Here is a 20,220-nt window from a genome sequence, read left to right on the forward strand (position 1 = left end):
CGGATGACGTCGGCTCCGGTGGACTGCGTGTGCGGTACCGCCTCGTGCCCGGCGGCGTCAGAATCCTGACGACCCGATCGGACCGCCCCTGCCGACGACTGTGAGCTTCAGCGGCATGCCGTTCGTCGGGAGGCGGTGTCAGTGACCGTCGATGAACGTGACCGTCTCGTCGAGCGGCGCCCGGCCCGTACGGGTGTAATCCACCGCCATGTCCTCGAACCCGATCGACATGCCACAGAAGAGGATGAGCCCGTCCGGGGGCGACAGGACGTCCGCGACGGTCTTGTGATACTTCGCCCATGCCATCTGGGTGCAACTGTGCAGCCCTTCGGCGCGGAGCAACAGCATGACGGTCTGCAGATACATGCCGATGTCGGACCATTGGGCCGGGCCCAGATCGCGGTCGATGTAGCAGAACAGGGCGGCGGGCGCTCCGAAACAGTCCCAGTTCGCGGAGGCGGCCCTCTGGCGCGCCTCCGTGTCCTCGCGTGAAATGCCGAGTGCGCCGTAGCGCTGCTCGCCGAAGGCGGACCGGCGCTCGCGGTACGGCGACTTCAGTGCGGCCGGGTACATCTCGTACTCCGCCTCGTCCCACGGGTCGCCCGCGGCCAGGCGCTCGCCGGCGCGCTTCTTGAGTTCGACCAGCGGCTCGCCGGTCACCGCGTAGACGTGCCATGGCTGGAGGTTCGATGCGGACGGCGACCAAGCCGCGGTGGACAGTACGTGCTTCAGGACCTCTCTCGGGACATGCCGGTCAGTGAATCCGCGCACGGCCCGTCGGCTCGTGACCGCCTCATAGACGTCCAAGACCGCCTACCTCCCATCTGCTCGATGGCGTTCGCCTTCGCTACAGTCGCAACAGTATCATTCGATACCTTCTCGTGTTTAACTATCTTCGAAACTCGTCAGCCCTTGGCTCCCTGCCTCGGGCACCGCACTTAGGAGAAAGCTCATGGCCACGCTGCTGCACATCGACTCGTCCGCGTTCCCCGGCGAGGCGTCCTCGTCGCGTTCGGTCGCGACCGCCTTTCGTAAGGCCTGGGAGGAGCAGCACCCCGGGGGCACGGTGATCTACCGTGATGTCGCCGCCAATCCTGTCCCGCACATCACCGCCGATGCCTGGTCGGCCGGATACGTCGCCCCGTCCGAGCGCACGCCGGAGCAGTCAGCCGCGTTCGCCGCGCGCGTGAAGCTCATCGAGGAGCTGGAGCAGGCGGACGCCATCCTGATCGGTGCCCCCATGTACAACTACTCGATCCCGTCGACCCTCAAGGCGTGGCTGGACAACGTGCTCCTGCTCGGCCGCACCGCGGGCGAGACCCCCTCCGCCCAGGGCACTCCGGTCGTTGTCGTCGCCAGCCGCGGTGGCTCCTACGCGCTCGGCACCCCGCGCGAGGGCTACGAGTTCGTACAGAACTACCTGGAGGCCGTCCTCGAGGGCACCCTCGGCCTGGACCTCGACTTCATAGTCCCGGAACTCACCATGGCCCCCCGCAATCCGGCCATGTCTGAACTGGTCCCCCTCTACGAGGCCTCCCGCGAGCGTGCTTTCGAGGATGCGGCCACCAAGGCCAAGGAACTCGCGGAGCGCCTCGCCGCGTAACCCCGAGCCCTGGACGCCGTGTGACGCCTCACCTCAGACGTCAACGGTGTCCTAGTCGCCCGCGCCCGGTCCGAGCTGTGGGGACGGCTCGGACCTCGTTGGCGGCGAAGCCCTGACCGCCCCCCCGCAGCCAGGTCGGCGCTAGCGACGATGACCGCGGCCCCTACTGATTTTTTCGTAAGTTCGGTGGGTGTGGTGGCCGTGTGGGTGAGAGGCTGTCGGGGGTTGGCGTTGATGCGGTGGGTGCCTTGCTTCGGTGGTGTCGGCGACATCGGCGAGGTGGTCGCCGGCGAGGTTGGCGAGTTCACGCTTCTTGAGTGAGGACCACAGCAGTTCCACCGGGTTCAGCTCGGGAGCGTAGGCGGGTAGTCGTTCCAGGGTGAGCCAGTCCTGTTCGGAGACCCAGGCCCGCATCGCCCGGCTCCAGTGGGCGGACAGGCCGTCCCAGACCAGGACCACTCGCTCGCCGCGGTAGAACACCTTCATCTGCTCCAGGACCTCGATGAGTCCGGCGGTGTCGTAGCTGCCGGGCTTGAGGTGGAAGCACAGGCGGGCCCCGCGATCGGGGTCGGTGGAGTGTAGCCCAAGGCCCCGGCCATCGACGCGCGCTTCCAGTTCAGGCGGTGCCGCAGGAGCGGAGTCTGCCCTCGGGGCGAGTAGGTGCGGCGGATCTGAGGGAGCAGGGAGACGCCTGATTCGTCGAGGAAGACGATCCAGGCACGTGTGTTCACGGCCCCTTTTTGATGCGCGGCCACTCGTGCGCGATCCAGCGGGCGATCTCCGACTCGTCCTGCTCGACCGCCCGCCGCTCGGGCCGTTGCAGGCTCCATCCGAGCCGGCCGGTCAGTAGCCGCCACACCGGCGCCCTCGACAGCACCACCCCCGTTGCCCGGGTGACGATCGTGCCGACTCGTTCCAGGGTCCACAGGTCGGCCTCGAAGCCATGAGCCTGGGCACCTTGCTCCAACGCGACCCGGACCATCTCGACCTGGGCGTCGTCCAGCTTGGGTGGGCGTCCGGTGGCCGCCCGTCGCCGCAGGGCCGAAGCGCCGCCTTGCTCCCACACCCGCCGCCAGCGCCGCACACTCTCGGCACACACCCCCACCGCCCTCGCGATCTCCGCATTCGAGACGCCGTCCTCGAACAACTCGACTGCCCGAACACGACGAGCCTCCGCCAACTGAGGCCGCGACAAAGGAGGAAGGGAGGAGCCGGCAGCCGAAGGGGAAGGTCGATAAGCCACCCCGACAGCCTCTCACCCACACGGCCACCACACCCACCGAACTTACGAAAAGATCAGTAAGGGGCGGGTTGTCGCGAAAGCCGCACGAGACGCAGCGCGCCCGCTCGGCATTAAGCCGGGTGCGAGGGCGCGCTTACACCTCGTCGCCTGCGGGATGGGTGAACCGGGTCAGCAGATCCATCAGCTGTGCGGGCTCGCCGGGCCCCAGTTCGGCAACCAGGCGCTCAGCGAGCGGCTCCGCCGCCCCATGGGCTGCGTCGAAAAGCTCGACGCCCTGAGGCGTGATCTCCACTGCCCGCACCCGCCGGTCTCCCGGAACGGCCTTCCGTGCGGCCAGCCCCCTACGCTCCAGGTCGTCCACGACCCGCATGATTCCGGCCTTGTCCGACCCCGTCGCTACCGCCAAGTCCCGCTGTACCGTGGGTCCGCGGTCGACCAGCACGATCAGCACGGCAAAATGCCGCAACTCGATGCCGAGCGGCCGAAGCGCCTCCGTCATCACCGCGGCCGCGTGCCAGTGAGCCCGGCGCAACAGCAGGCCGAGAGCGAACGGCGATTCGTCCCCGGGGCGGTCGGTCGCACGCGAAGCGATGGTTCTGCGCGGAACGTCGGCGGTCATGAGGCCACATTACAGCCACCGGTTCGATCGATACGGTATCATTTGAAATTAAATGTCCGACCGTCGCCCGTGCTGAAGGGGAGCGGTAGTCCGTCTCCCGCCGTAGGTCGGGGCGGCGCGGAGACGGACTGTACGCCGGCCGGGCGGGTGCCGGTCAGCCGAACTGACCTGGTTGGTAGTCGCCGGCGGGCTGCTGGTTGATGACGTTGATGCGGTTGTAGGCGTTGATGACGGCTATGAGGGAAATCAAGGCGACGAGCTGGTCCTCGTCGAAGTGCTTCGCTGCGTTTGTCCAGGCCTCGTCGGTGACACCGCCAGCCGCGTCGGCGATGCGGGTGCCCTGTTCCGCCATTTCCAGCGCGGCGCGCTCTGCCTCGGTGAACACCTTGGCCTCGCGCCAGGCCGCGACCAGGTTGAGCCGCTGCATGTTCGCGCCCGCCGCGATGGCGTCCTTGGTGTGCATGTCGGTGCAGAAACCACAGCCGTTGATCTGACTGGCGCGGATCTTCACCAGTTCCTGGGTCGCAGCCGGCAGTGTCGAGTCCGATACCACCTTGTTGGCTGAGTTGATGTGCTTCATCACCCTTCCCGCGAGGGGGTGGCCGAAGTAGTTGAGACGCGATTCCACGGTGATCTCCTTGCTGCGTGGCGGATACGCACTACTGACCGGGTGCCATGGCGATGTGTGACAAGAAGTGGGTGCTGTCACGTTGGCTGACAGGGTGAGATGATCTTCTTCGTGATCGTGGTGGAGGGGGATAGTCCTTGGCGAGCACGTCGCCGTCGTACAAGGGGCACCGGTACCCGGTCGAGGTGATCTCCCACTGTGTGTGGCTGTACTTCCGCTTCCCGCTGTCATTCCGGGAGGTGGAGGAGCTGATGCTCCAGCGCGGCGTGATCGTCTCTTATGAGACGGTCCGGCGGTGGTGCCGGAAGTTCGGGCAGGCCTACGCCGACGGACTGCGTCGCCGCCGGCCCCAGCCCGGGGACAAATGGCATCTGGACGAGGTGTTCATCAAGGTCAACGGGGAGCGGAAGTACCTGTGGCGGGCCGTCGACCAGGACGGCAACGTGCTCGACATCCTCGTGCAGAAGCGCCGGGACAAGGCCGCGGCCCGGCGCTTCTTCCGCCGTCTGATGAAGAAGACGAGCGCGGTGCCGAGGGTGATTGTCACGGACAAGCTCCGCTCCTGCGGCGCCGCTCACCGTGAGGTCATGCCCTCGGTCGAGCACCGTTCCCATAAGGGCCTGAACAACCGGGCCGAGAACAGCCACCAGCCAACGCGGCAGCGTGAACGCGCTATGAAGGGCTTTCGCAGTATTGGTGGCGCCCAGCGGTTTCTCTCCGCGTTCAGCGGGATCTCGCCCCATTTCCGGCCCCGACGCCATCGGATGACCGCCCACGAATATCGAGCCGAGATGACCGTCCGCTTCGTGATCTGGGACCAGATCACTGGCGCTGCTGGCCGGCCCACCACGGCCTGAACATAGGCCTGGACCGCAAGCCCACCACGCCCCGACGCACCGTCAGACGCTGGCACACCCAACAACGTGACAGCGCCCGACGGCGTAGTCCTCGGTGCTGATGTGGCTGTTGCCTTCGCCGTCGCTGAGCAGTTGGTGATCGCCTGTCCGGTACGCGCCCGTGCGCTCGCCGGGCTCGACCATCGCGAGCGGGGAGAGGTAGGTCCATTCCAGGTCGTCGGCGTCGTCCCGGACAAGCTCGAACAGCGCCACCTGGGCGCGTCAACGGTGCGGTCAGGCTGTGGTCCGCGACCGGCCTGCGAAGTGAGTGCCACGCAGACCGGCTCGGGTTGGCTCGGTAGGTCTCAGATTTTGGGAGGGAAGATCACTGGCACTTCCGGCCGGTGTTGATGCACTGGACCATCTGGTTCATCAGGTTTTGGTCGAAAACGTTGATGAAGTCGCCGTGGTCGGTGATCGGCTTGTGCATCTGCTCCGGGAAGCCGTCCACTGCGTAGAAGGGGCTGGTCTTTCCGTTGTCGTTGAGGCTCGGCGCCTTCACGTCGTAGATCAGGCGCTGGACCAGCTGTGGGACGGCCTTGAAGCCGTTCGGGCAGGCACCGGTCTTCGGGTCGGCGAAGGCGACGTGCGAGCGGTGGTTGGCACTGTCGATGCTGCGGCCGTCCCAGCAGCTCTGGAACTTCGACGTGCGGACCAGCTTGCTGCCCTGGGGACAGATCGGGTACTTGTCCGTCAGCTGCCGATTCTCGAAGCCGGTGCAGCTCCATGCCGCGTTGGCGTTGGCGGTGCCGTTGGTGAATGCCTTGGCGTCACCGGTGATGATCCGCAGGAACTTGGGCATCGCCACGACCTTGCCGCGCGGGTTGCCGACGAAGTTCAAGGTGACTTGGGATGCGGTCAGGATTCGGCCGGTGTTGCCCTCGGCTCCGCCGCCGAGCTGCTTGGCGTCGAATTCCTGGGTACCGTCCTGCAGTCGGAGCACAGGCCAGTAGTACGTGGATTTGTCGCCCTGATTGCGGCAGCTGGTCGCGGCGGCGGCGAACTCCTCGTTGGAGGTGAACGCGTCGTTGTCCTGGTTGCCGACGTAGTCGTGCGTGTGGTGGGCGCCATTGTCGACACCGGGCGCGACGATGATGTTGTCGGAGTTGTACACCTTGTTCGCGTTGACGCCGCACCGGGTCGTGAACACGCCCTGCGAAGCGCCGCGCTGCCCACGGGGGTTCTGCACATTCGGCCGGACCTTGGTGATGTCCACGAAGTCGGCCGTCACCGGTCCGTTTGCGCCCTGGCCGCCGTTGCCGTTCTGGCCGGCGCCGTTGCCTTGTCCCTTGCCCTGTCCCTGGCCTTGGCTTTGTTCCTGGCCGCCGGCCGAGCGCAGAGAGCAGGAGGCCAGGGATTCAAGACCCTGGGGTCTGGGAGCGAACCTGCCGATGGCGATCCCGATCCGGTCGATGGTCGCGACCCGCTTGGCCTGCAGCGGCCCCATGATCGCGTTGTTGGCGAAGTTGCTGTCCTGCTGGATGGCCCTGGCCGAGGTCTGCAGTCGCTGGTAGGCCTCGGCCACCTGTTTGTCCAGGAGCGCGAGTTCCTTGTCGACCTGTGCTCTGGCCTGGTCGGGGACCGAGATCAGCTTCGCCCCGACATCCGGGCAGCTGATCGTGACGTTACCGGCCGCGAGGACCTGGGTCGCCCGGTCCTGGGAAGCGCGCTTCGTGGTGTTGCTGTTTCCGCTCTCGTGGGCGGAGGCGTACACATTCACCGCTATCAGCCCTCCCGCTCCCAGAGCGAGACCTGCCGCGGCGGCGATGGCCCGATGTGTTGTCTTGGACCGCTTGCGGGTGTTGCGTCGCATGGGACTCCTCTGGCGTTCTCGAGTCAGGTAGGGCGTGGTGATGTCTCGGTCGATCGCGACTCGGTGACCAGGGTTACGGATGTGATCGACGTGAAGGCGGGTCTCTGACCCCATGTCATGTCTCCGTAAGAACTCGGTGGCCCGAGCGGACGGAGAGACATCCGGGAGAATGACGTGGCACCGGAATCACTCATCTCTTCTCGCCCCACGGGGAACTTGGGGTCTGTCGCCACCTGTCGTCGGTTGTCGTAGGACTGGAGGAGTGCCGCACGAGCCAGCACACGAGGCGCAGGAACGTCCCGCTGGGAGGGCGGAAGGGAAGGGCGGACGCTGCCGGGGATCGGGGCGGGCTCGCCGGTGTTGCGCGCCGGGCGGGGCCATCGCGCCAGGGCCGCCGACGGTGCGGCGGCCAGGGGGCAGGAGTGGTCGGGGGCGAGGTCGACCGCTGCCTCCATGCATGGGTATCGCCTCGGGGCGAGTGGCGTTCGGCGGGACAGCACAACCCCCGGGAAGGATCAGGTGTCTTCTCTGCGGGCACCAGGTGCCCCGGGAGCAGAGGCCAGTAAGCGCAGGTCACTCACACCACTCCGGGACGCGGTCGGCGGGTGGGACCCGCGAGCCCGTTCTGCGAGGAGGCACGGGATGGCTGCACGTCATGACGACTCAGACAGCTTCCCGGCGCGCTCCCGCAGGCACGGCGAGGCCCCCCATCGGGAGCCCGCAGCCCGCTGGGGAACGCGTACTCATCGCGCAAGACGTGGTGGAAACGCTGCTATCCCGTGCCGACTTGCTGTCGCAGCTCCTGCGGATCGGGTACGCACGCGGCCCGCAGGGACAGGAGGCGTAGCAGTCCCCGTTCATTGCTGGTCGCTCGCGCAGGACCATCAGGCAAGAACTGACGACCCCGCACTCGCTGTCGGATGTCAGGCGAAAGCACCGTGCGCCGGTGCGTCGCAGCGGGACAGCACGGGCATTCCGCGAGACGCTTCCGCCGGGACGGCGCACAAACGCCGCCCCGCCCCCTGTCCGCTCTCCTCCCGGAGGCCGCCATGCCAGCATCGCCCGCCCCAACTGAGGACAATTACCGTTTCGACGACCTGCGTGCGCTCTTCATCAACTGCACACTCAAGCCGTCCCCTCAGCTCAGCCACACCCAGGGGCTCATCGACAAGAGCCGGGCGATCATGGACGAGCGCGGGGTGACCACGGACGAGATCCGTGCCGTCGACCACGACATCGCACCTGGCGTCTATCCGGACATGACCGAACATGGCTTCGCCACGGACGCTTGGCCCGCGCTGTACGAGCAGGTGACGGCCGCGGACATCCTCGTGTTGGCCGGGCCGATCTGGCTGGGCGACAACAGCTCGGTCACCAAGCAGGTCATCGAACGGCTCTACAGCTGCTCCAGCCTCCTCAACTCCGAAGGCCAGTACGCCTATTACGGGCGAGTCGGCGGGTGTCTGATCACCGGCAACGAGGACGGCGTGAAGCACTGCGCCATGAACGTCCTCTACAGCCTCCAGCACCTCGGCTACACGATCCCGCCGCAGGCCGATGCGGGCTGGATCGGTGCGGCGGGGCCCGGGCCTTCGTACCTGGACCCCGGCTCGGGAGGCCCGGAGAACGACTTCACCAACCGCAACGCCAGCTTCATGACTTGGAACCTGATGCACCTGGCGGCCCTGCTCAAGCGTGCCGGAGGGATCCCCGCCCACGGTAACCAGCGCACGGAGTGGGACGCCGGCTGCCGGCCGGGGGCGGACAACCCCGAGCACCGCTGAGCCGGACCGGAAGTCGCGGGGGGCTTCTGCCGGTTCGACTCCGGCCCGGCGCCCAAGCACCGGGCTCAGGACGCTTGCCGTGGGTGAGCACTGACTCCTCCTCGGCAGACCCGAGCCACACGCCGACCGCCGCGATGCGAACTCTGCGGGCACCTCGACTGCTCCTGCCAGCGCGTGCCAGTGCGCTGTAAGGATTCCGTCATCACCCGCGGGGTACGGGACGGCCGCCCGTCTCCGTTGAATGGGGAGACAAGCAAACCCTTAGGAGGCGGGGCAGGGATGGGGCGCGTGCGCAAGGTACTGACCAGGCCGTTGGTCATCGCGGTGCTGGTGGTGGCGGTCGGCGGGGTCGGCTTCGGGCTGTACTGGTTCCAGCCGTGGAAACTGTGGCAGGACGAGACCGTCGAGGAGGCCCTGCCCGGGGTGGTGGCGACTTCTGCTCCCCCTGCTGTGGCGCCCTCCTCTGAGCCCTCCGGGCAGCCCTCGGCCACCGGTCCGCAGACGTTGGCGAGTGGTGAGCTGATCAGCCACGAGCATGCGACGTCGGGCACGGTGAAGCTCGTACGGCTGGTCGACGGCTCCCACGTCGTCCGGCTGGAGAACCTTGACACCAGCAACGGACCGGACCTGCGTGTCTTGCTGACCGATGCACCAGTGAAGGAGGGAGCGGCCGGTTGGCACGTCTTCGACGACGGGAAGTACGTCAGCCTGGGCAAGCTCAAAGGCAACAAGGGAAGCCAGAACTACGCCCTGCCCAGGGACGTGGATCCGTCGAGCTACAACAGCGTGAGCATTTGGTGCGCCCGTTTCGACGTCTCGTTCGGCGCCGCGGAACTCGCAAGTGTCTGACAGTGGTGCGGCCACTCACCACGCCGGCACTCAGCCCAGGGCGTCGAGGGCGACGAGGAGGTCGCCGGGTTCGGCGCACTTGGTGTAGTAGGACTCCGTTAGGTCTTTTCGTCGGTGGTGTTCAGCGGCATGGTGGGTGTGTGGACGCACATGAAGTGAACCGTGTTCGGGCGAAGTTGGCGTTGTTCGTTGCTGATGTGTTCGCGTCGGTGCCGCGCAAGGACCAGCGGGCGAAGAGCGACTGCTATCTGCGGGGGCTGATGCTGGACGGTCGCCGCAAGTCGATCCAGCCGATGGCGGAGCGGCTGCCGGACGGCAACGAGCAGAATCTGCAGCAGTTCGTGAACCAGTCGACGTGGGATCCGGTGCCGGTGCGGCGGCGGATCGCGGAGCGGATGGTGCCGCTGATCGGCCCGGATGCCTGGGCCGTGGACGATGTGTCGTTTCCCAAAGACGGGAAGATGTCGGTGGCGGTCGCGCCCCAGTACTGCGGAGCCTTGGGCAAGCAGGCCAACTGTCAGGTCGCGGTGAGCGTGCACGCGGTCTCCGACACCGCCTCCTGCCCGCTGCAGTGGCGCCTGTTCGTGCCCCAGGAGTGGGCGGACGATTGGGTCCGCCGACGCAAGACGGGGGTCCCTGAGGAGATCGGGCACCGGGAGAAGTGGCGCCTGGCCTTGGATGTCCTGGACGAGCTGGCCGGTTGGGGTCTCATCCCGCCGGTGGTGGTGGCCGACGCCGGCTACGGGCAGAACGCCGGCTTCCGCGACGGGCTGGACCGTCGGAGCATCGGCTACGTGGCGGCGATCCGCTCGGACGTGACCGTCCACCCGCACGATGCCGTGCCCAGTGCCCCGCCCTGGTCCGGCAACGGCCGCAAGCCCCAGCCCCGCTACCGCGACAAACCGTCCCCGGTGGCCGCGCTCGTTGCGGACCAGGGGCGGCAGGCTTTCACCGAGGTGACCTGGCGGGAAGGCTCCCGCGGACCGATGCGTTCGGATTTCCTGTCCCTGCGGGTGCGGCCGGCCGGGGTCAAGTCCCGACGCCTCGCCCAGGCCGTCGCCACAGACGAAAACTGCTGGGACGGTGTCCTGCCCGAGGTCACACTGCTGGTCGAATGGCCCGAAGGCGCCGAGGCGCCCACCGGCTACTGGCTGTCCAACCTGCCCGACACGCTCTCCCTCGCCGAACTGGTCCGGCTGGCGAAGATCCGCTGGCGCATCGAGCACGACTACCGGGAACTCAAGCACGGCCTCGGCCTGGACCACTTCGAGGGACGTTCCTGGGCGGGGTGGCATCACCACGTCACCCTGGTCACCGCCGCCCACGCGTTCCTCACCGAACAGCGCCTGGCCCCAAAAGCCGATACAGCGGGCTCACCCTCTACCAGATCCTCGACACCATCCAGGACCTGCTGAACTGCTGGACCGGCACCTGCACCACCTGCCACCGCCCCCTGTCCAGAACATCCACCACCAGCCCGAACCCAAGAGCCAGAGCAACCTAACGGAGTCCTACTAGCTGTTCTGTCCCGGGACGCCCCCCGCGGCGCGGCGGGCCGACACCAGCAGCGTCGCCGCCGTACGGGGCCCCTCACCCGTCGCAGGCCACAGCTCTACCGCGATGTCCGTGAACCCTGCCAGGTCCAGGAGCTTGACCCACACCTGCTCCTCCAGCACCCAGCGCGGCATCGTGGTCGCTTCCCCGTCCGGCGTCTTCGCGCCGACCCTCCCGGCGACCACGTCCGCCTGCGCAGGCGACCTCGACAGGTAGTGGGCCAGCGTGGAGAACACCAGCCGCCCGCCCGGCCGCAGCGCCGCCGCGGCCGCCGGCAGCAGCTCCCGCGGATCGGTGAAGTCAATCGCCCCGAACACGGAGTACAGCACGTCATAGGTGGAGGGCACGGCCTGGAGGTGCGCGGTCACATCGCCGGACACGACCTGAAGGCGCGGTGCGAGGTGCCCGAACAGATCGGTGGCCATCGCGCTCTGCGCGGGCGAGGAGTCCACCGCGTCGACCCGGGCTAGCCGGTGACGAGTGGCCAGGTGCGCGGCGTGCCGGGCGGCCCCAGCGCCGAGGTCTGCCACGCACGCCCCGTCCAGGCCGCCCAGGACCTCCGTACCGGGCCCGGAGTCCTGGCCCCAGGTCCAGTGGAAACGGTCGGGAACGTCGCGGTCGGACTCGGAGCGGGAGCGGCCGTAGTGATGCCAGAGATCGGGGGTGGTCGTTGTCACCCGCCCCATCCTGGCCCGGCCCGCCTACCAGCGGTCCGGAACCGGTCAAAGTCCACTCCACGGCGTGGCCGGGGGCCCGGCCCGAACGTGCCGGGCCCCCGGCCGCAGGATCAGTGCGAGTCGCTGCCCGGGTGGCACGGCCCGCAGTCGGCGGCGTCCTGCCACAGGTGCAGGTCGACCTCCCAGCCCTCCGCCGCGACCAGGTGCGCCGTCTTCATGACGGAGCCGTCGTTCTTGAACTCGACCTTCGGCACGTGGTGCAGGAACTCGCCGCCGTTGAACTTCTCGCACAGCAACCTGGCTGGCGCGGCTGAGGGTTTCCTGTCCCCGCCACCGTCGTGCCGGCGGGGACATCTCCGGTGGTCCTTGCGGAAGGGCGTGTTCAGCTGTGGGGCACCGCGCACGCCCTTGCCTACGCGGCCATCGGCCACGGCTACACCCGCCGCCTGAACGCCCCCCGCCGCCCGGCCTGGCAGACCGGCCAGGCCCTCGGCGTCACCAAGGCCATCCGCATCGCAGAGCGCGACATCTCCCAAAGAGCCCTCTGCCACACCCTGCTGCGCACCGTGGCCAGCTTCTGCCACACCGCCGACGAGGCCATCACCCGCCACCACGTACCCCGCCTGCGCGGCCTGGAGAACAACGATCTCCACACCCAACTCGCCGCCCACATCGTGCCCTTCGCCCGCAAAGCCTGGAGCGACCTGCACAACCCCGACGCTGGCGCGGTCCGCTTCGACCACGACCACTACCTGAGAATGTGGGCCCTCACCCAGCCCAGGATCGACGCCGACTTCCTGCTGCTGGACGAGGCCCAGGACACCAACCCCGTCGTCGAACACATCTTCCTCAGCCAGCGCGACCACGCCCAACTCGTCATGGTCGGTGACTCCGCCCAAGCCATCTACCACTGGCGCGGCGCCAAGGACATCATGACCGGCTTCGACGGCACCCCGCTCGCCCTGTCGAAGTCATTCCGCTTCGGCCCCCACCTCGCCGAGGAAGCCAATCGGTGGTTGGCCATCGCCGACGCTCCCCTCCGCCTGACCGGCACCGAGACCGTCCCCACCGAACTCGGCCCCCTCACCCGGCCCGACGCGGTGCTGTGCCGCACCAACGTCGGCGCCATGTCCCACGTCATGGGCCTGATGACCGCCGGATGCCGGGTGGCGCTGGCCGGAGGAGGAGACAGCCTGCGCACCCTGGCACTCGCCGCCCGCGACCTCAAAGAAGGCCGCCACACCACCCACCCCGAACTGCTCCTGTTCCCGTCCTGGGGCGAACTGCAGGACTACGCCGCCCACGACCCGGCCGGCCGCGACCTGCAGCCCCTGGTCGACCTCGTCGACACCCACGGCACCGACGCCATCCTCACCGCCGTCGCTCAACTCGCCCCCGAGCAGCACGCCCAGGTGACCGTCTCGACCGCCCACAAGGCCAAAGGCCGCGAATGGCCCCGCGTGAAAATCGCGGACGACTTCACCCCACCCCAAGATTCCGACCAGCACGACGACGCGGGCCAGGCCGTACCCGGTCCCATCGACGACGGGGAGGCCCGCCTCGCCTACGTCGCCGTCACCCGCACCCGCCTCGACCTCGGAGGCCTGTCCTGGATCCACCACCACCCACACGGAACGCCCTGACGTGTCCCCGGCGAAGCCGCCTTTAGCGTCAGGGAAACCAGGCAAACTGGAAACGAAAGAGTGATCAAGTACTCTTTGCTATGTGATGAACGGGCAAATGCCTGCATCGTTTGGTGTACACGTCGGTTGTCGTCCACCGGCGTCCGCCTCATGCCGCCGACGGCGGAGCAGCAACCAGTCGTGAGACACCCGGGCGCACGAGAGCACACTTCAGGGTGGATCCCTTCTACGGATGCCAGGCCGGGATGACCGTACGGAGCGGGCCCACGACCGTGAACTGATCAGGTCTGGTCTCCGCTGGTGCGAGATCTCGGCTCTCGGGCGCGTGTCATGAGCGCACCCCGGCCCTGCCAAGGGGGGAGCGGCTGCTGGTGGAAGTCACCGTCGCCAAGACCACGACCAGCCTGCGTCCTCGCACGTGTTCTTCAACGAGGCGGTCGGTGCCTGCTGGGAGGCGGCCACCGCCTCCCAGCAGGCAGCACAGACGGACGCGGAACCCGCATGGTGTACCACCTCAACCGCTTCCGCGCCCGGGCGCTCTGGTTCTCGCCCGCGCGGGGATCTTGAGCTGGTCGCCGCAACTCCGGTCGACTGGTACTGCGTCGGTGGTCCAAGGAAAGATGCCCCGCTTCCTGCGGGGAAATGCAGGTGCAAGGCCGGCCCGGCGCTCGGATACGTACCCGCCCCCGCGATGTGCGGGGCAGGGTTCGTGCGTTGCACGTCGTCGTCGCCGTCGACGCCGTTCGGGGCGGCATCCGGCGCCTGCGCGCCGCACCCCGCGCGGTAGGGCGACGGTCAGGTAGGACAAGCTCAGCGGTATGAGAACGACGCCGTCCTGGTCCAGGAGCCGTCGATCATCTCCGGTATGCGGATGCTCCTTGACCACGCCGGCCTCGTCGTCGAACCTTCGGCCGCGCTCGGCATCGCAGCGATCCTCGAAGACCGCGACCGCTTCGCCGGCCGACACGTTCTCACCATCGTGTGCGGCAGCAACGTCGACGTAGACGCCTACCACCGCTGGGTCGGCACAGCTCCCATCCACAGGTCTTGACAATTGCTCCCCTCTCGCAGGGAACCGATACAGGGCACTTCACCGCCGGGCTCGTAGCACCCGCACGTCAGCTCTTCCGTGCCTTGATCTGGGCGGTCAGTTGGGGCAGCACATCGAACAGGTCACCCACGACACCGAAGTCGCTGAGGTCGAAGATCGGTGCTTCCGGATCCTTGTTCACCGCGACGATGGTCTTGGACGTCTGCATACCCGCGCGATGCTGAATCGCCCCAGAGATGCCGTTGGCGATGTACAGCTGCGGCGAGACCTGCTTCCCGGTCTGGCCCACCTGGTTGCTGTGCGGATACCAGCCGGCGTCCACCGCAGCTCGCGAGGCGCCGACGGCCGCGCCCAGCGAGTCGGCGAGTTCCTCCACGACCGAGAAGCCCTCGGCGGCCCCGACACCACGGCCGCCGGAGACAATCATCGCCGCCTCCGTCAGCTCCGGGCGGCCGGACGACACTCGCGCCACACGCGAGACGACCTTGGTACCAGTGGCAGCCGCGGAGAAGGTCACGGAGACGTTCTCCACCGTACCTTCGGCAGGTGCCGGTTCCGGACTGGTCGCATTGGGCTTGACCGTGATGACCGGGGTCCCTTCGGTCACCGTGGAGGTCACCTGGTAGGAGGCGGCGAACACCGATTGAGTGGCGATCGGGCCCCTTTCCCCGGCATGCACATTGATCGCGTCTGTGATGATGCCGGAGTTCAGGCGCAGTGCCACTCGCGCGGCGATCTCCTTGCCTTCACCACTGGAAGTGACGAGAAGGGCGACAGCATCGGCAGCCCGGGCGATCTGCGCCAGCGCGTCGACCTTGGGGACGACGTGGTAGTCGGCGAATTGCGGCGCGTCTGCGACGTACACCGTCACCGCGCCGTACTCGGCGGCCTTGGCCCGGATGCTGTCGGCGGCCTCGCCGGCTCCGAGGACTACGGCGGACGGCTCGCCGATACGACGGGCCAGTGTCAGCAGTTCGAGGGCCGGCTTGCGAACGCGACCGTCCGCGTGCTCGACCAGGACGAGAACCTCACCCATTGATCTACTCTCCTGAATCTCGTGGGGCCGGCTCAGATGAACTTCTGGGACGCCAGAAACTCCGCGAGGCGGGTTCCTCCGTCGCCGTCGTCCTTGACGACCGACCCCGCGGTCCGCGGCGGACGGGCGGTGGCGGTGTCGACGGCCGTCCAGGAGCCTGCCAGGCCCACGGTGGCGGCGTCGATGCCGAGGTCGTCCAGGTCGAGGTACTCCACCGGCTTCTTCTTGGCGGCCATGATGCCCTTGAAAGAGGGGTAACGAGCCTCGCCCGAGCGGTCGGTCACCGACACCACCGCCGGCAACTCCGCCTGGAGCCGCTCCGTAGCGGTGTCGCCGTCCCGCAGACCGCTGACGACGCCGTCATCGACGGCCACCTCCGAGAGCAGAGTGACCTGGGGGACGCCCAGCCGCTCGGCAAGCAGCGCCGGGACGACGCCCATGCCGCCGTCGGTCGAGGCCATACCGCAGACGACCAGGTCGAAGCCGACGTGCTGGACGAGCTCGGCCAGGACGGACGAGGTACCGAAAACGTCGGTGCCGTGAAGGTCTTCGTCGTCCGTGTGGACGGCCCTGTCCGCCCCCATGGAAAGGGCTTTGCGCAAGGCGTCCTTGGCGTCGGCCGGCCCCATCGTGACAACAATGACCTCGGCGTCCCCGTGCGACTCGGAGATCTGCAGTGCCTGTTCCACCGCGTACTCGTCGAGCTCCGAGAGAAGCCCGTCCACGGCGTCCCGGTCAGTCGTCATGTCCTCGGTGAACCGCCGGTCACCCGTCGCATCCGGCACGTACTTCACGAGGGTGAGGATCTTCATGCTCACGCGCTTTTTCTCCTTGCTCGGTCGTCTCCGGCCTGCGGTGCATCGGGCTCACAGACCCAGGAATTCGAGGGCGTTGCGGCCAAGGACACGTGCCGTCTCTGACTCGCTGAGCACGTTCTGCTCGGCTGCCCCGGTGACGGTGGTCAGGGCGGTCTCCAACGGTGCCGTCAGGAAGGGATGATCGGTGCCGAGCATCAGGTGGCCGGCACCCACACGCTCGGCCACCAGTCGCAGATGCTCCGGGTCGAAGACCAACGCGTCCGCCCACAACGAGCCAACCAGCCGGTTGAGCTGGGCGGTGCGCTCGGGATCGGGGCCGCCCCGCAGGAGCGCGTCCCCGTACGCCGTACGCGGATACGTCCAGGGGAACGCGCCGCAACCGTGTGCCAGGGCGACCCGCAGTTCCGGAAACTCCTCCAGCACCCCGCCGAAGACCAGCGCGGTCGCCGCCAGAGCGGTGTCCGTCAGCATGCCGACACCGAACGAGTACATCGGCTCCGCACGGCGTACCGCGTGCGCGACGTCCGTGGGATGGACGAAGAGTGGCACCCCCGCCTCCTGCGCCGCCGCGAAGAACGGCCTGAGCACCGGAGCATCCAGCTCCAGATCACCGATGCGGGTGCCGATCTCCACTCCGTCCAGCCGCAGCTCCTGCTTGACGCGCAGCATTTCGGTGATGGCCGCGTCGACATCCTGCAGAGGTACGGCACCCAGACCGCGCAGCCGGCCCCCCGACGCGGACACGGCCTCGGCGAACAGGTCGTTCTGCCGGCGCAGGAACTCCGCGGCGTCCTTGCCCTCCGCCCACATCGACAAGGTCACCGGCACCGGCGAGATCACCTGCATGCCGACGCCTGCCGCATCCAGCTCGGCCAGCCGGGCCTGCATGTCCCACAGGGCGGGCTTCACACGCCGAAAGACCTCGGTGCCGCGCATGATCCGCCCCGCCCCGCCGCCCTCGTCGATGGCCAGGAACGGCCAACGCGGATCGTCAGCCACCCGAGTCGGCGGACGCAGCGCGGACGGGAAGTAATGAGCGTGGATATCGACGACCGGGTGACCGTGAGCGGCCGGAAGATCAGGCATGCCCGCTATGTTCCCGCCCCCCGGACACCACGCCAACAAGCGGTTCCGGGCAGTAGAACTCCCCGTCGCCGCGGGGTCCCGAACGCACTCGTCCGGCCACCCGACGCCGGGTACAAAGGAAGTCTCCACCTGTTGCAACCAGCGCCGTCGCCAGACAGAGATGTGCTCTGGCGTGCCCGGGCTCCTCGACCGGACAACGCAGAGACCGGCGGTCACGGCGACGGAGCTGACATGGACCAAGGGGAGGCTGGGACTCGACGGTGGCAATCCGGTTCAGGCCGTGTCGTCGCCGAGCGAGGGGCCGCTCATCTCCTGTCGATGATCGGCAGGATTAGCCGCGACGGATGGCGGCGAGACACTCCGTCGCCGTGCCCGGTCTTCGCGTGGCCGCCACAGTGCAGGTGGTGCTGCAGGTCAGACACATCGTCGGCATCAGCGCGCTCCGGTGACGCGGCCTGCAGGCGCTGAAGGGCCGTCCCTGATCCGAGGCAGTCCCACGCCGACGGCCGCGTTGACCGCATGCCTGCCGCGGCCAGTGAACCGGACGTTATCAGGAGCACCGGCGCGTCGATGGCGATGCTGACCGCCACCGCCTTGTCGGACGCCGACTCGTGCAGCGCATCGCCCTCGATCTCCACCGTCAGGCCCCCGTCCCGGCCCTGCTGGGCTGCCTCCTGGAGCGTGTTCCTGGTGGCGTCGGTGAGCTTGTCGTGCGCCACCTTGTAGTTGACGGTGGCGATGACCGTGGTGCCGTCCCGGCTGATCGTCCCTGTCTCGACAGGGTTGGTCGCGGCGGTGACCTGCGAGGAGTCGGCGGCCTTGGTCACTTTGTCCACGACGATCCCCTCGTTTCGGTCAGTGACTCGAAAACCGTGGCGCCGGGCACTGACAATCTCTGTCGCCCCAGCGCCCTGGGCGTTGTCGCGGTCGGCCGGCATCGCGGTCCGGACGGTGTCGCCGTGCCGGACCGCGTGACAGCTGTCCTCAGGCTGACCCGAGGACCGGAAGCGTGATGGCGGACGGCCGATCTGGCCCGAAGCGGACGCTCTGGTCGGCGGCGAGCAGCGTGGTGGCGGTGGCTGGAGACTCGCCGGTGCCGGGATTGCGGGTGTACCGCGGGAAAGTGCCGCTGGCGACCTGGACGCGAATGCGATGCCCGCGCCGGAAGCGGTACGCCGTCGGCCACAACGTCACACAGACGCCCTGTGGTTCGGCGGCGTCGGTAAGGCTCACCAGGCCGTCGCACACGTTCCACGACCGGCCCTCCTGGTCGACGTCGCAGAGCCGCACGAACACGTCGGCGTGCGGCAGGCTGCAGGAGAACCAGATCTCGGCGCTGACCTCACCGACGACCTCGACGTCCTGGCCGAGTACCGGTGTGGTGTAGGTGAGCACGTCCGGGCGGGCCTCGAGCTCGGTGTTCTCGGCCCGTCCGGCGGCGCCCACGGCCAGCCGCACGCCGCCGGCCGTCCAGGTGGGGTCGGCCGGGTCGTAGCGGTAAGTGTCCACTGAGGACTCAGCAGGTGGCTCCGAAGTCAGCGCACCCGCGGCACCGAGGTGGAAACGCTGTGGCGAGTACCCGGCCGGTGGCCAGGAGTCGAACGAGCGCCACGCGTCCTCGCCCATCACGTACAGCCGGACCGGCGCGCGGTGTGGCGGCTGGACGCCGCGGGCGTGGGCGAGACCGAAGTCCACCGCCTCCTCGACCGGCGTGCCGGTGAACTCCGCGTGCGTCCACGGGCCGACCGTCAGCCGTGCGGAACGCCCCTTCTCCTGCAGCACCTGGAAGTCGCGCAGCTGGCCGGGCAGGAAGATGTCGTACCAGCCGCCGACCGAGCTGACCGGCACGGTCACGTCGGCGACCCGGTGGCTGTGGTCGATCCCGTCCCACCGCGGGGAGGTGGCGTCGTGGGTGAGGGTGTCCTGGAAGTACGGGGAACGCTCACCGAACGCGGCGATGTCGGCCTCGGCCAGCGGAAGCGTCCACAGTGCTCGCGCGGTCTTCTTGTCCTGCGACATCTTGCGCAGCCCCGAGAGCGGACGTTCCTGGGTGCCGATCAGCACACTCCACTCGAACGACGCCTCCAGCGACATGCCGCCGGGACGCAGGGACTCCAGCGTCAGCGCGGACTCCGTCACCACCGGGATCATCGCCTTGACCTGGGGCGGCAACTGGTCGGCGACCGCCCACTGGACGTATCCGAGGTAGCTCGGGCCGTACAGCACGATCGCGTCGGACCACGGCTGCGCCACCAGCCAGTCGAGGGTCGCGAGCCCGTCCGCGCGTTCCTGGCGCATCGGGTCCAACGTGCCACCGGAGCCGAACCCGCCGCGCACACTCTGGATCACGACCTGGTATCCGCGCTCGGCCAGCGGCCTGGCCAGGATCGCGCCGTACGTGCCCCGGCCGTAGGGGGTGCGGAGCAACGCGGTCGGCAGCCCGTCGCCACCGGACCGCGGCAGCCACCGGTCCGCCAGCAGCTCGACGCCGTCCGGCATCGGGATGCGCAGGTTCCGCTGGACGGTGATCCTCCGCGTCAGCGGCGGGTCGAGCTGGAGCTTGCGCTCGAGCTTGCGCAGGATCAGGCGGCTGATCATCGGTCCTCCTCGGCGAACCGGCCGATCACGTTCATCAGCCGGTCGGTGAACGTTTCCGGGTCGTGCGCGCCGTCGACGACCCAGGCCGTGACGAACGAGCCGGCGCCGCCGGTGACGAAGGCGGCGAGGTCGTCGGCGGCCTGGGTCGTGAGCCGGTGGCCGTGCATGCGCTCGATGACCCGCCGGTTGATCGGCAGGAGCAGGCTGATCAGCCCGCGGCTCAGGGCGAACGCGCAGGAACCGGTCAGCAGGGCGCGGTAGAACTTCTGGTGCCCGGCGAAGGGCATTGTCACGTTGACTGAGCGGCATGAGATGATCTTGT

General features: G+C 68.2%; 21 protein-coding genes and 1 pseudogene. 7 read left to right on the forward strand and 15 right to left on the reverse strand.

Going from position 1 to position 20,220, the window contains the following annotated elements; genetic code table 11:
* Positions 1 to 138: 138 nt before the first annotated feature.
* Positions 139 to 807 carry a nitroreductase gene (locus tag OHA64_RS48570; RefSeq protein ID WP_405623778.1) on the reverse strand — a complete coding sequence of 223 codons (669 nt, stop codon included), beginning with the start codon at positions 805 to 807 and terminating at the stop codon, positions 139 to 141.
* A 145-nt stretch (positions 808 to 952) separates the two neighbouring features.
* On the opposite strand from OHA64_RS48570, the gene OHA64_RS48575 reads away from it, so the two are divergent.
* Entirely contained in the window at positions 953 to 1,603 is a 651-nt protein-coding gene (locus OHA64_RS48575) for an FMN-dependent NADH-azoreductase (RefSeq protein WP_405623779.1), read from the forward strand.
* 141 nt (positions 1,604 to 1,744) lie between these two features.
* On the opposite strand, the gene OHA64_RS48580 is transcribed toward OHA64_RS48575, so the two are convergent.
* The 4 genes from OHA64_RS48580 to OHA64_RS48595 form a co-directional block, all read right to left on the reverse strand.
* Positions 1,745 to 2,320: a transposase gene (locus tag OHA64_RS48580; protein WP_405624431.1), complete on the reverse strand. Its 576-nt coding sequence runs from the start codon at positions 2,318 to 2,320 to the stop codon at positions 1,745 to 1,747.
* Positions 2,321 to 2,330: 10 nt separating this feature from the next.
* A complete protein-coding gene (locus OHA64_RS48585) occupies positions 2,331 to 2,846 on the reverse strand; it encodes a winged helix-turn-helix domain-containing protein (protein WP_405623780.1) in 516 nt (171 codons plus the stop codon).
* A gap of 133 nt (positions 2,847 to 2,979) precedes the next feature.
* Positions 2,980 to 3,465: a MarR family winged helix-turn-helix transcriptional regulator gene (locus OHA64_RS48590; RefSeq protein WP_405623781.1), complete on the reverse strand. Its 486-nt coding sequence runs from the start codon at positions 3,463 to 3,465 to the stop codon at positions 2,980 to 2,982.
* A 154-nt stretch (positions 3,466 to 3,619) separates the two neighbouring features.
* Positions 3,620 to 4,093 carry a carboxymuconolactone decarboxylase family protein gene (locus OHA64_RS48595; RefSeq protein ID WP_405623782.1) on the reverse strand — a complete coding sequence of 158 codons (474 nt, stop codon included), beginning with the start codon at positions 4,091 to 4,093 and terminating at the stop codon, positions 3,620 to 3,622.
* 137 nt (positions 4,094 to 4,230) lie between these two features.
* Between OHA64_RS48595 and OHA64_RS48600 the strand changes: the two genes are divergently transcribed.
* Entirely contained in the window at positions 4,231 to 4,950 is a 720-nt protein-coding gene (locus OHA64_RS48600) for an IS6 family transposase (RefSeq protein WP_405623783.1), read from the forward strand.
* Between the two features lie 42 nt (positions 4,951 to 4,992).
* Here OHA64_RS48600 and OHA64_RS48605 read toward each other — a convergent pair whose 3' ends face one another.
* Together OHA64_RS48605 and OHA64_RS48610 are read right to left on the reverse strand one after the other, a co-directional pair.
* Positions 4,993 to 5,202 (reverse strand): hypothetical protein, encoded by a 210-nt coding sequence (locus OHA64_RS48605; protein WP_405623785.1) that lies wholly within the window; start codon positions 5,200 to 5,202, stop codon positions 4,993 to 4,995.
* A 112-nt stretch (positions 5,203 to 5,314) separates the two neighbouring features.
* Entirely contained in the window at positions 5,315 to 6,802 is a 1,488-nt protein-coding gene (locus OHA64_RS48610) for a DUF1996 domain-containing protein (protein ID WP_405623786.1), read from the reverse strand.
* A 1,049-nt stretch (positions 6,803 to 7,851) separates the two neighbouring features.
* Between OHA64_RS48610 and OHA64_RS48615 the strand changes: the two genes are divergently transcribed.
* The 3 genes from OHA64_RS48615 to OHA64_RS48625 all read left to right on the forward strand — a co-directional run bounded on the left by OHA64_RS48615 (position 7,852) and on the right by OHA64_RS48625 (position 10,850).
* On the forward strand, positions 7,852 to 8,586 hold the full coding sequence (locus tag OHA64_RS48615; RefSeq protein ID WP_405623787.1) for a flavodoxin family protein: 735 nt from the start codon (positions 7,852 to 7,854) through the stop codon (positions 8,584 to 8,586).
* Positions 8,587 to 8,865: 279 nt separating this feature from the next.
* Positions 8,866 to 9,435, forward strand: a complete 570-nt coding sequence (locus OHA64_RS48620) for a DM13 domain-containing protein (RefSeq protein WP_405623788.1) — start codon at positions 8,866 to 8,868, stop codon at positions 9,433 to 9,435.
* Positions 9,436 to 9,575: 140 nt separating this feature from the next.
* Positions 9,576 to 10,850 carry an IS701 family transposase gene (locus tag OHA64_RS48625; RefSeq protein ID WP_405606877.1) on the forward strand — a complete coding sequence of 425 codons (1,275 nt, stop codon included), beginning with the start codon at positions 9,576 to 9,578 and terminating at the stop codon, positions 10,848 to 10,850.
* Positions 10,851 to 10,949: 99 nt separating this feature from the next.
* On the opposite strand, the gene OHA64_RS48630 is transcribed toward OHA64_RS48625, so the two are convergent.
* Positions 10,950 to 11,666: a methyltransferase domain-containing protein gene (locus tag OHA64_RS48630; RefSeq protein ID WP_405606401.1), complete on the reverse strand. Its 717-nt coding sequence runs from the start codon at positions 11,664 to 11,666 to the stop codon at positions 10,950 to 10,952.
* Positions 11,667 to 11,776: 110 nt separating this feature from the next.
* Positions 11,777 to 11,962, reverse strand: a complete 186-nt coding sequence (locus OHA64_RS48635; protein WP_405606399.1) for a hypothetical protein — start codon at positions 11,960 to 11,962, stop codon at positions 11,777 to 11,779.
* Between the two features lie 63 nt (positions 11,963 to 12,025).
* Between OHA64_RS48635 and OHA64_RS48640 the strand changes: the two genes are divergently transcribed.
* Together OHA64_RS48640 and OHA64_RS48645 are read left to right on the forward strand one after the other, a co-directional pair.
* Positions 12,026 to 13,309: a UvrD-helicase domain-containing protein gene (locus OHA64_RS48640; RefSeq protein ID WP_405606397.1), complete on the forward strand. Its 1,284-nt coding sequence runs from the start codon at positions 12,026 to 12,028 to the stop codon at positions 13,307 to 13,309.
* An 820-nt stretch (positions 13,310 to 14,129) separates the two neighbouring features.
* Positions 14,130 to 14,360, forward strand: a pseudogene (locus OHA64_RS48645) (pyridoxal-phosphate dependent enzyme); the annotation flags it as partial.
* Between the two features lie 67 nt (positions 14,361 to 14,427).
* Here OHA64_RS48645 and OHA64_RS48650 read toward each other — a convergent pair.
* The 6 genes from OHA64_RS48650 to OHA64_RS48675 all read right to left on the reverse strand — a co-directional run bounded on the left by OHA64_RS48650 (position 14,428) and on the right by OHA64_RS48675 (position 20,191).
* Positions 14,428 to 15,396, reverse strand: coding sequence for an electron transfer flavoprotein subunit alpha/FixB family protein (locus tag OHA64_RS48650; protein WP_405606395.1), 969 nt, complete (start codon positions 15,394 to 15,396; stop codon positions 14,428 to 14,430).
* A gap of 32 nt (positions 15,397 to 15,428) precedes the next feature.
* Positions 15,429 to 16,208, reverse strand: a complete 780-nt coding sequence (locus OHA64_RS48655) for an electron transfer flavoprotein subunit beta/FixA family protein (protein ID WP_405623790.1) — start codon at positions 16,206 to 16,208, stop codon at positions 15,429 to 15,431.
* A 54-nt stretch (positions 16,209 to 16,262) separates the two neighbouring features.
* Positions 16,263 to 17,300 carry an amidohydrolase family protein gene (locus OHA64_RS48660; protein ID WP_405606393.1) on the reverse strand — a complete coding sequence of 346 codons (1,038 nt, stop codon included), beginning with the start codon at positions 17,298 to 17,300 and terminating at the stop codon, positions 16,263 to 16,265.
* Between the two features lie 305 nt (positions 17,301 to 17,605).
* Positions 17,606 to 18,238, reverse strand: coding sequence for an MMPL family transporter (locus OHA64_RS48665; protein WP_405606391.1), 633 nt, complete (start codon positions 18,236 to 18,238; stop codon positions 17,606 to 17,608).
* A 46-nt stretch (positions 18,239 to 18,284) separates the two neighbouring features.
* On the reverse strand, positions 18,285 to 19,898 hold the full coding sequence (locus OHA64_RS48670) for a CocE/NonD family hydrolase (RefSeq protein ID WP_405606389.1): 1,614 nt from the start codon (positions 19,896 to 19,898) through the stop codon (positions 18,285 to 18,287).
* Positions 19,895 to 20,191, reverse strand: coding sequence for a TetR-like C-terminal domain-containing protein (locus OHA64_RS48675; protein WP_405606387.1), 297 nt, complete (start codon positions 20,189 to 20,191; stop codon positions 19,895 to 19,897). Before OHA64_RS48675 ends, OHA64_RS48670 begins: the two co-directional genes overlap by 4 nt.
* Positions 20,192 to 20,220: the final 29 nt, after the last annotated feature.

The organism is Streptomyces sp. NBC_00076 (assembly GCF_045041235.1).
Classification (GTDB): Bacteria; Actinomycetota; Actinomycetes; order Streptomycetales; family Streptomycetaceae; genus Streptomyces.

Excerpts from the sequence above, each read along its gene's own strand:
- OHA64_RS48615 (WP_405623787.1), top strand. The coding sequence starts at position 7,852 with ATGCCAGCATCGCCCGCCCCAACTGAGGACAATTACCGTTTCGACGAC.
- OHA64_RS48650 (WP_405606395.1), bottom strand. The coding sequence starts at position 15,396 with ATGGGTGAGGTTCTCGTCCTGGTCGAGCACGCGGACGGTCGCGTTCGC.
- OHA64_RS48575 (WP_405623779.1), top strand. The coding sequence starts at position 953 with ATGGCCACGCTGCTGCACATCGACTCGTCCGCGTTCCCCGGCGAGGCG.
- OHA64_RS48610 (WP_405623786.1), bottom strand. The coding sequence starts at position 6,802 with ATGCGACGCAACACCCGCAAGCGGTCCAAGACAACACATCGGGCCATC.
- OHA64_RS48670 (WP_405606389.1), bottom strand. The coding sequence starts at position 19,898 with ATGATCAGCCGCCTGATCCTGCGCAAGCTCGAGCGCAAGCTCCAGCTC.
- OHA64_RS48620 (WP_405623788.1), top strand. The coding sequence starts at position 8,866 with ATGGGGCGCGTGCGCAAGGTACTGACCAGGCCGTTGGTCATCGCGGTG.
- OHA64_RS48655 (WP_405623790.1), bottom strand. The coding sequence starts at position 16,208 with ATGAAGATCCTCACCCTCGTGAAGTACGTGCCGGATGCGACGGGTGAC.
- OHA64_RS48660 (WP_405606393.1), bottom strand. The coding sequence starts at position 17,300 with ATGCCTGATCTTCCGGCCGCTCACGGTCACCCGGTCGTCGATATCCAC.
- OHA64_RS48590 (WP_405623781.1), bottom strand. The coding sequence starts at position 3,465 with ATGACCGCCGACGTTCCGCGCAGAACCATCGCTTCGCGTGCGACCGAC.
- OHA64_RS48665 (WP_405606391.1), bottom strand. The coding sequence starts at position 18,238 with ATGCCGGCCGACCGCGACAACGCCCAGGGCGCTGGGGCGACAGAGATT.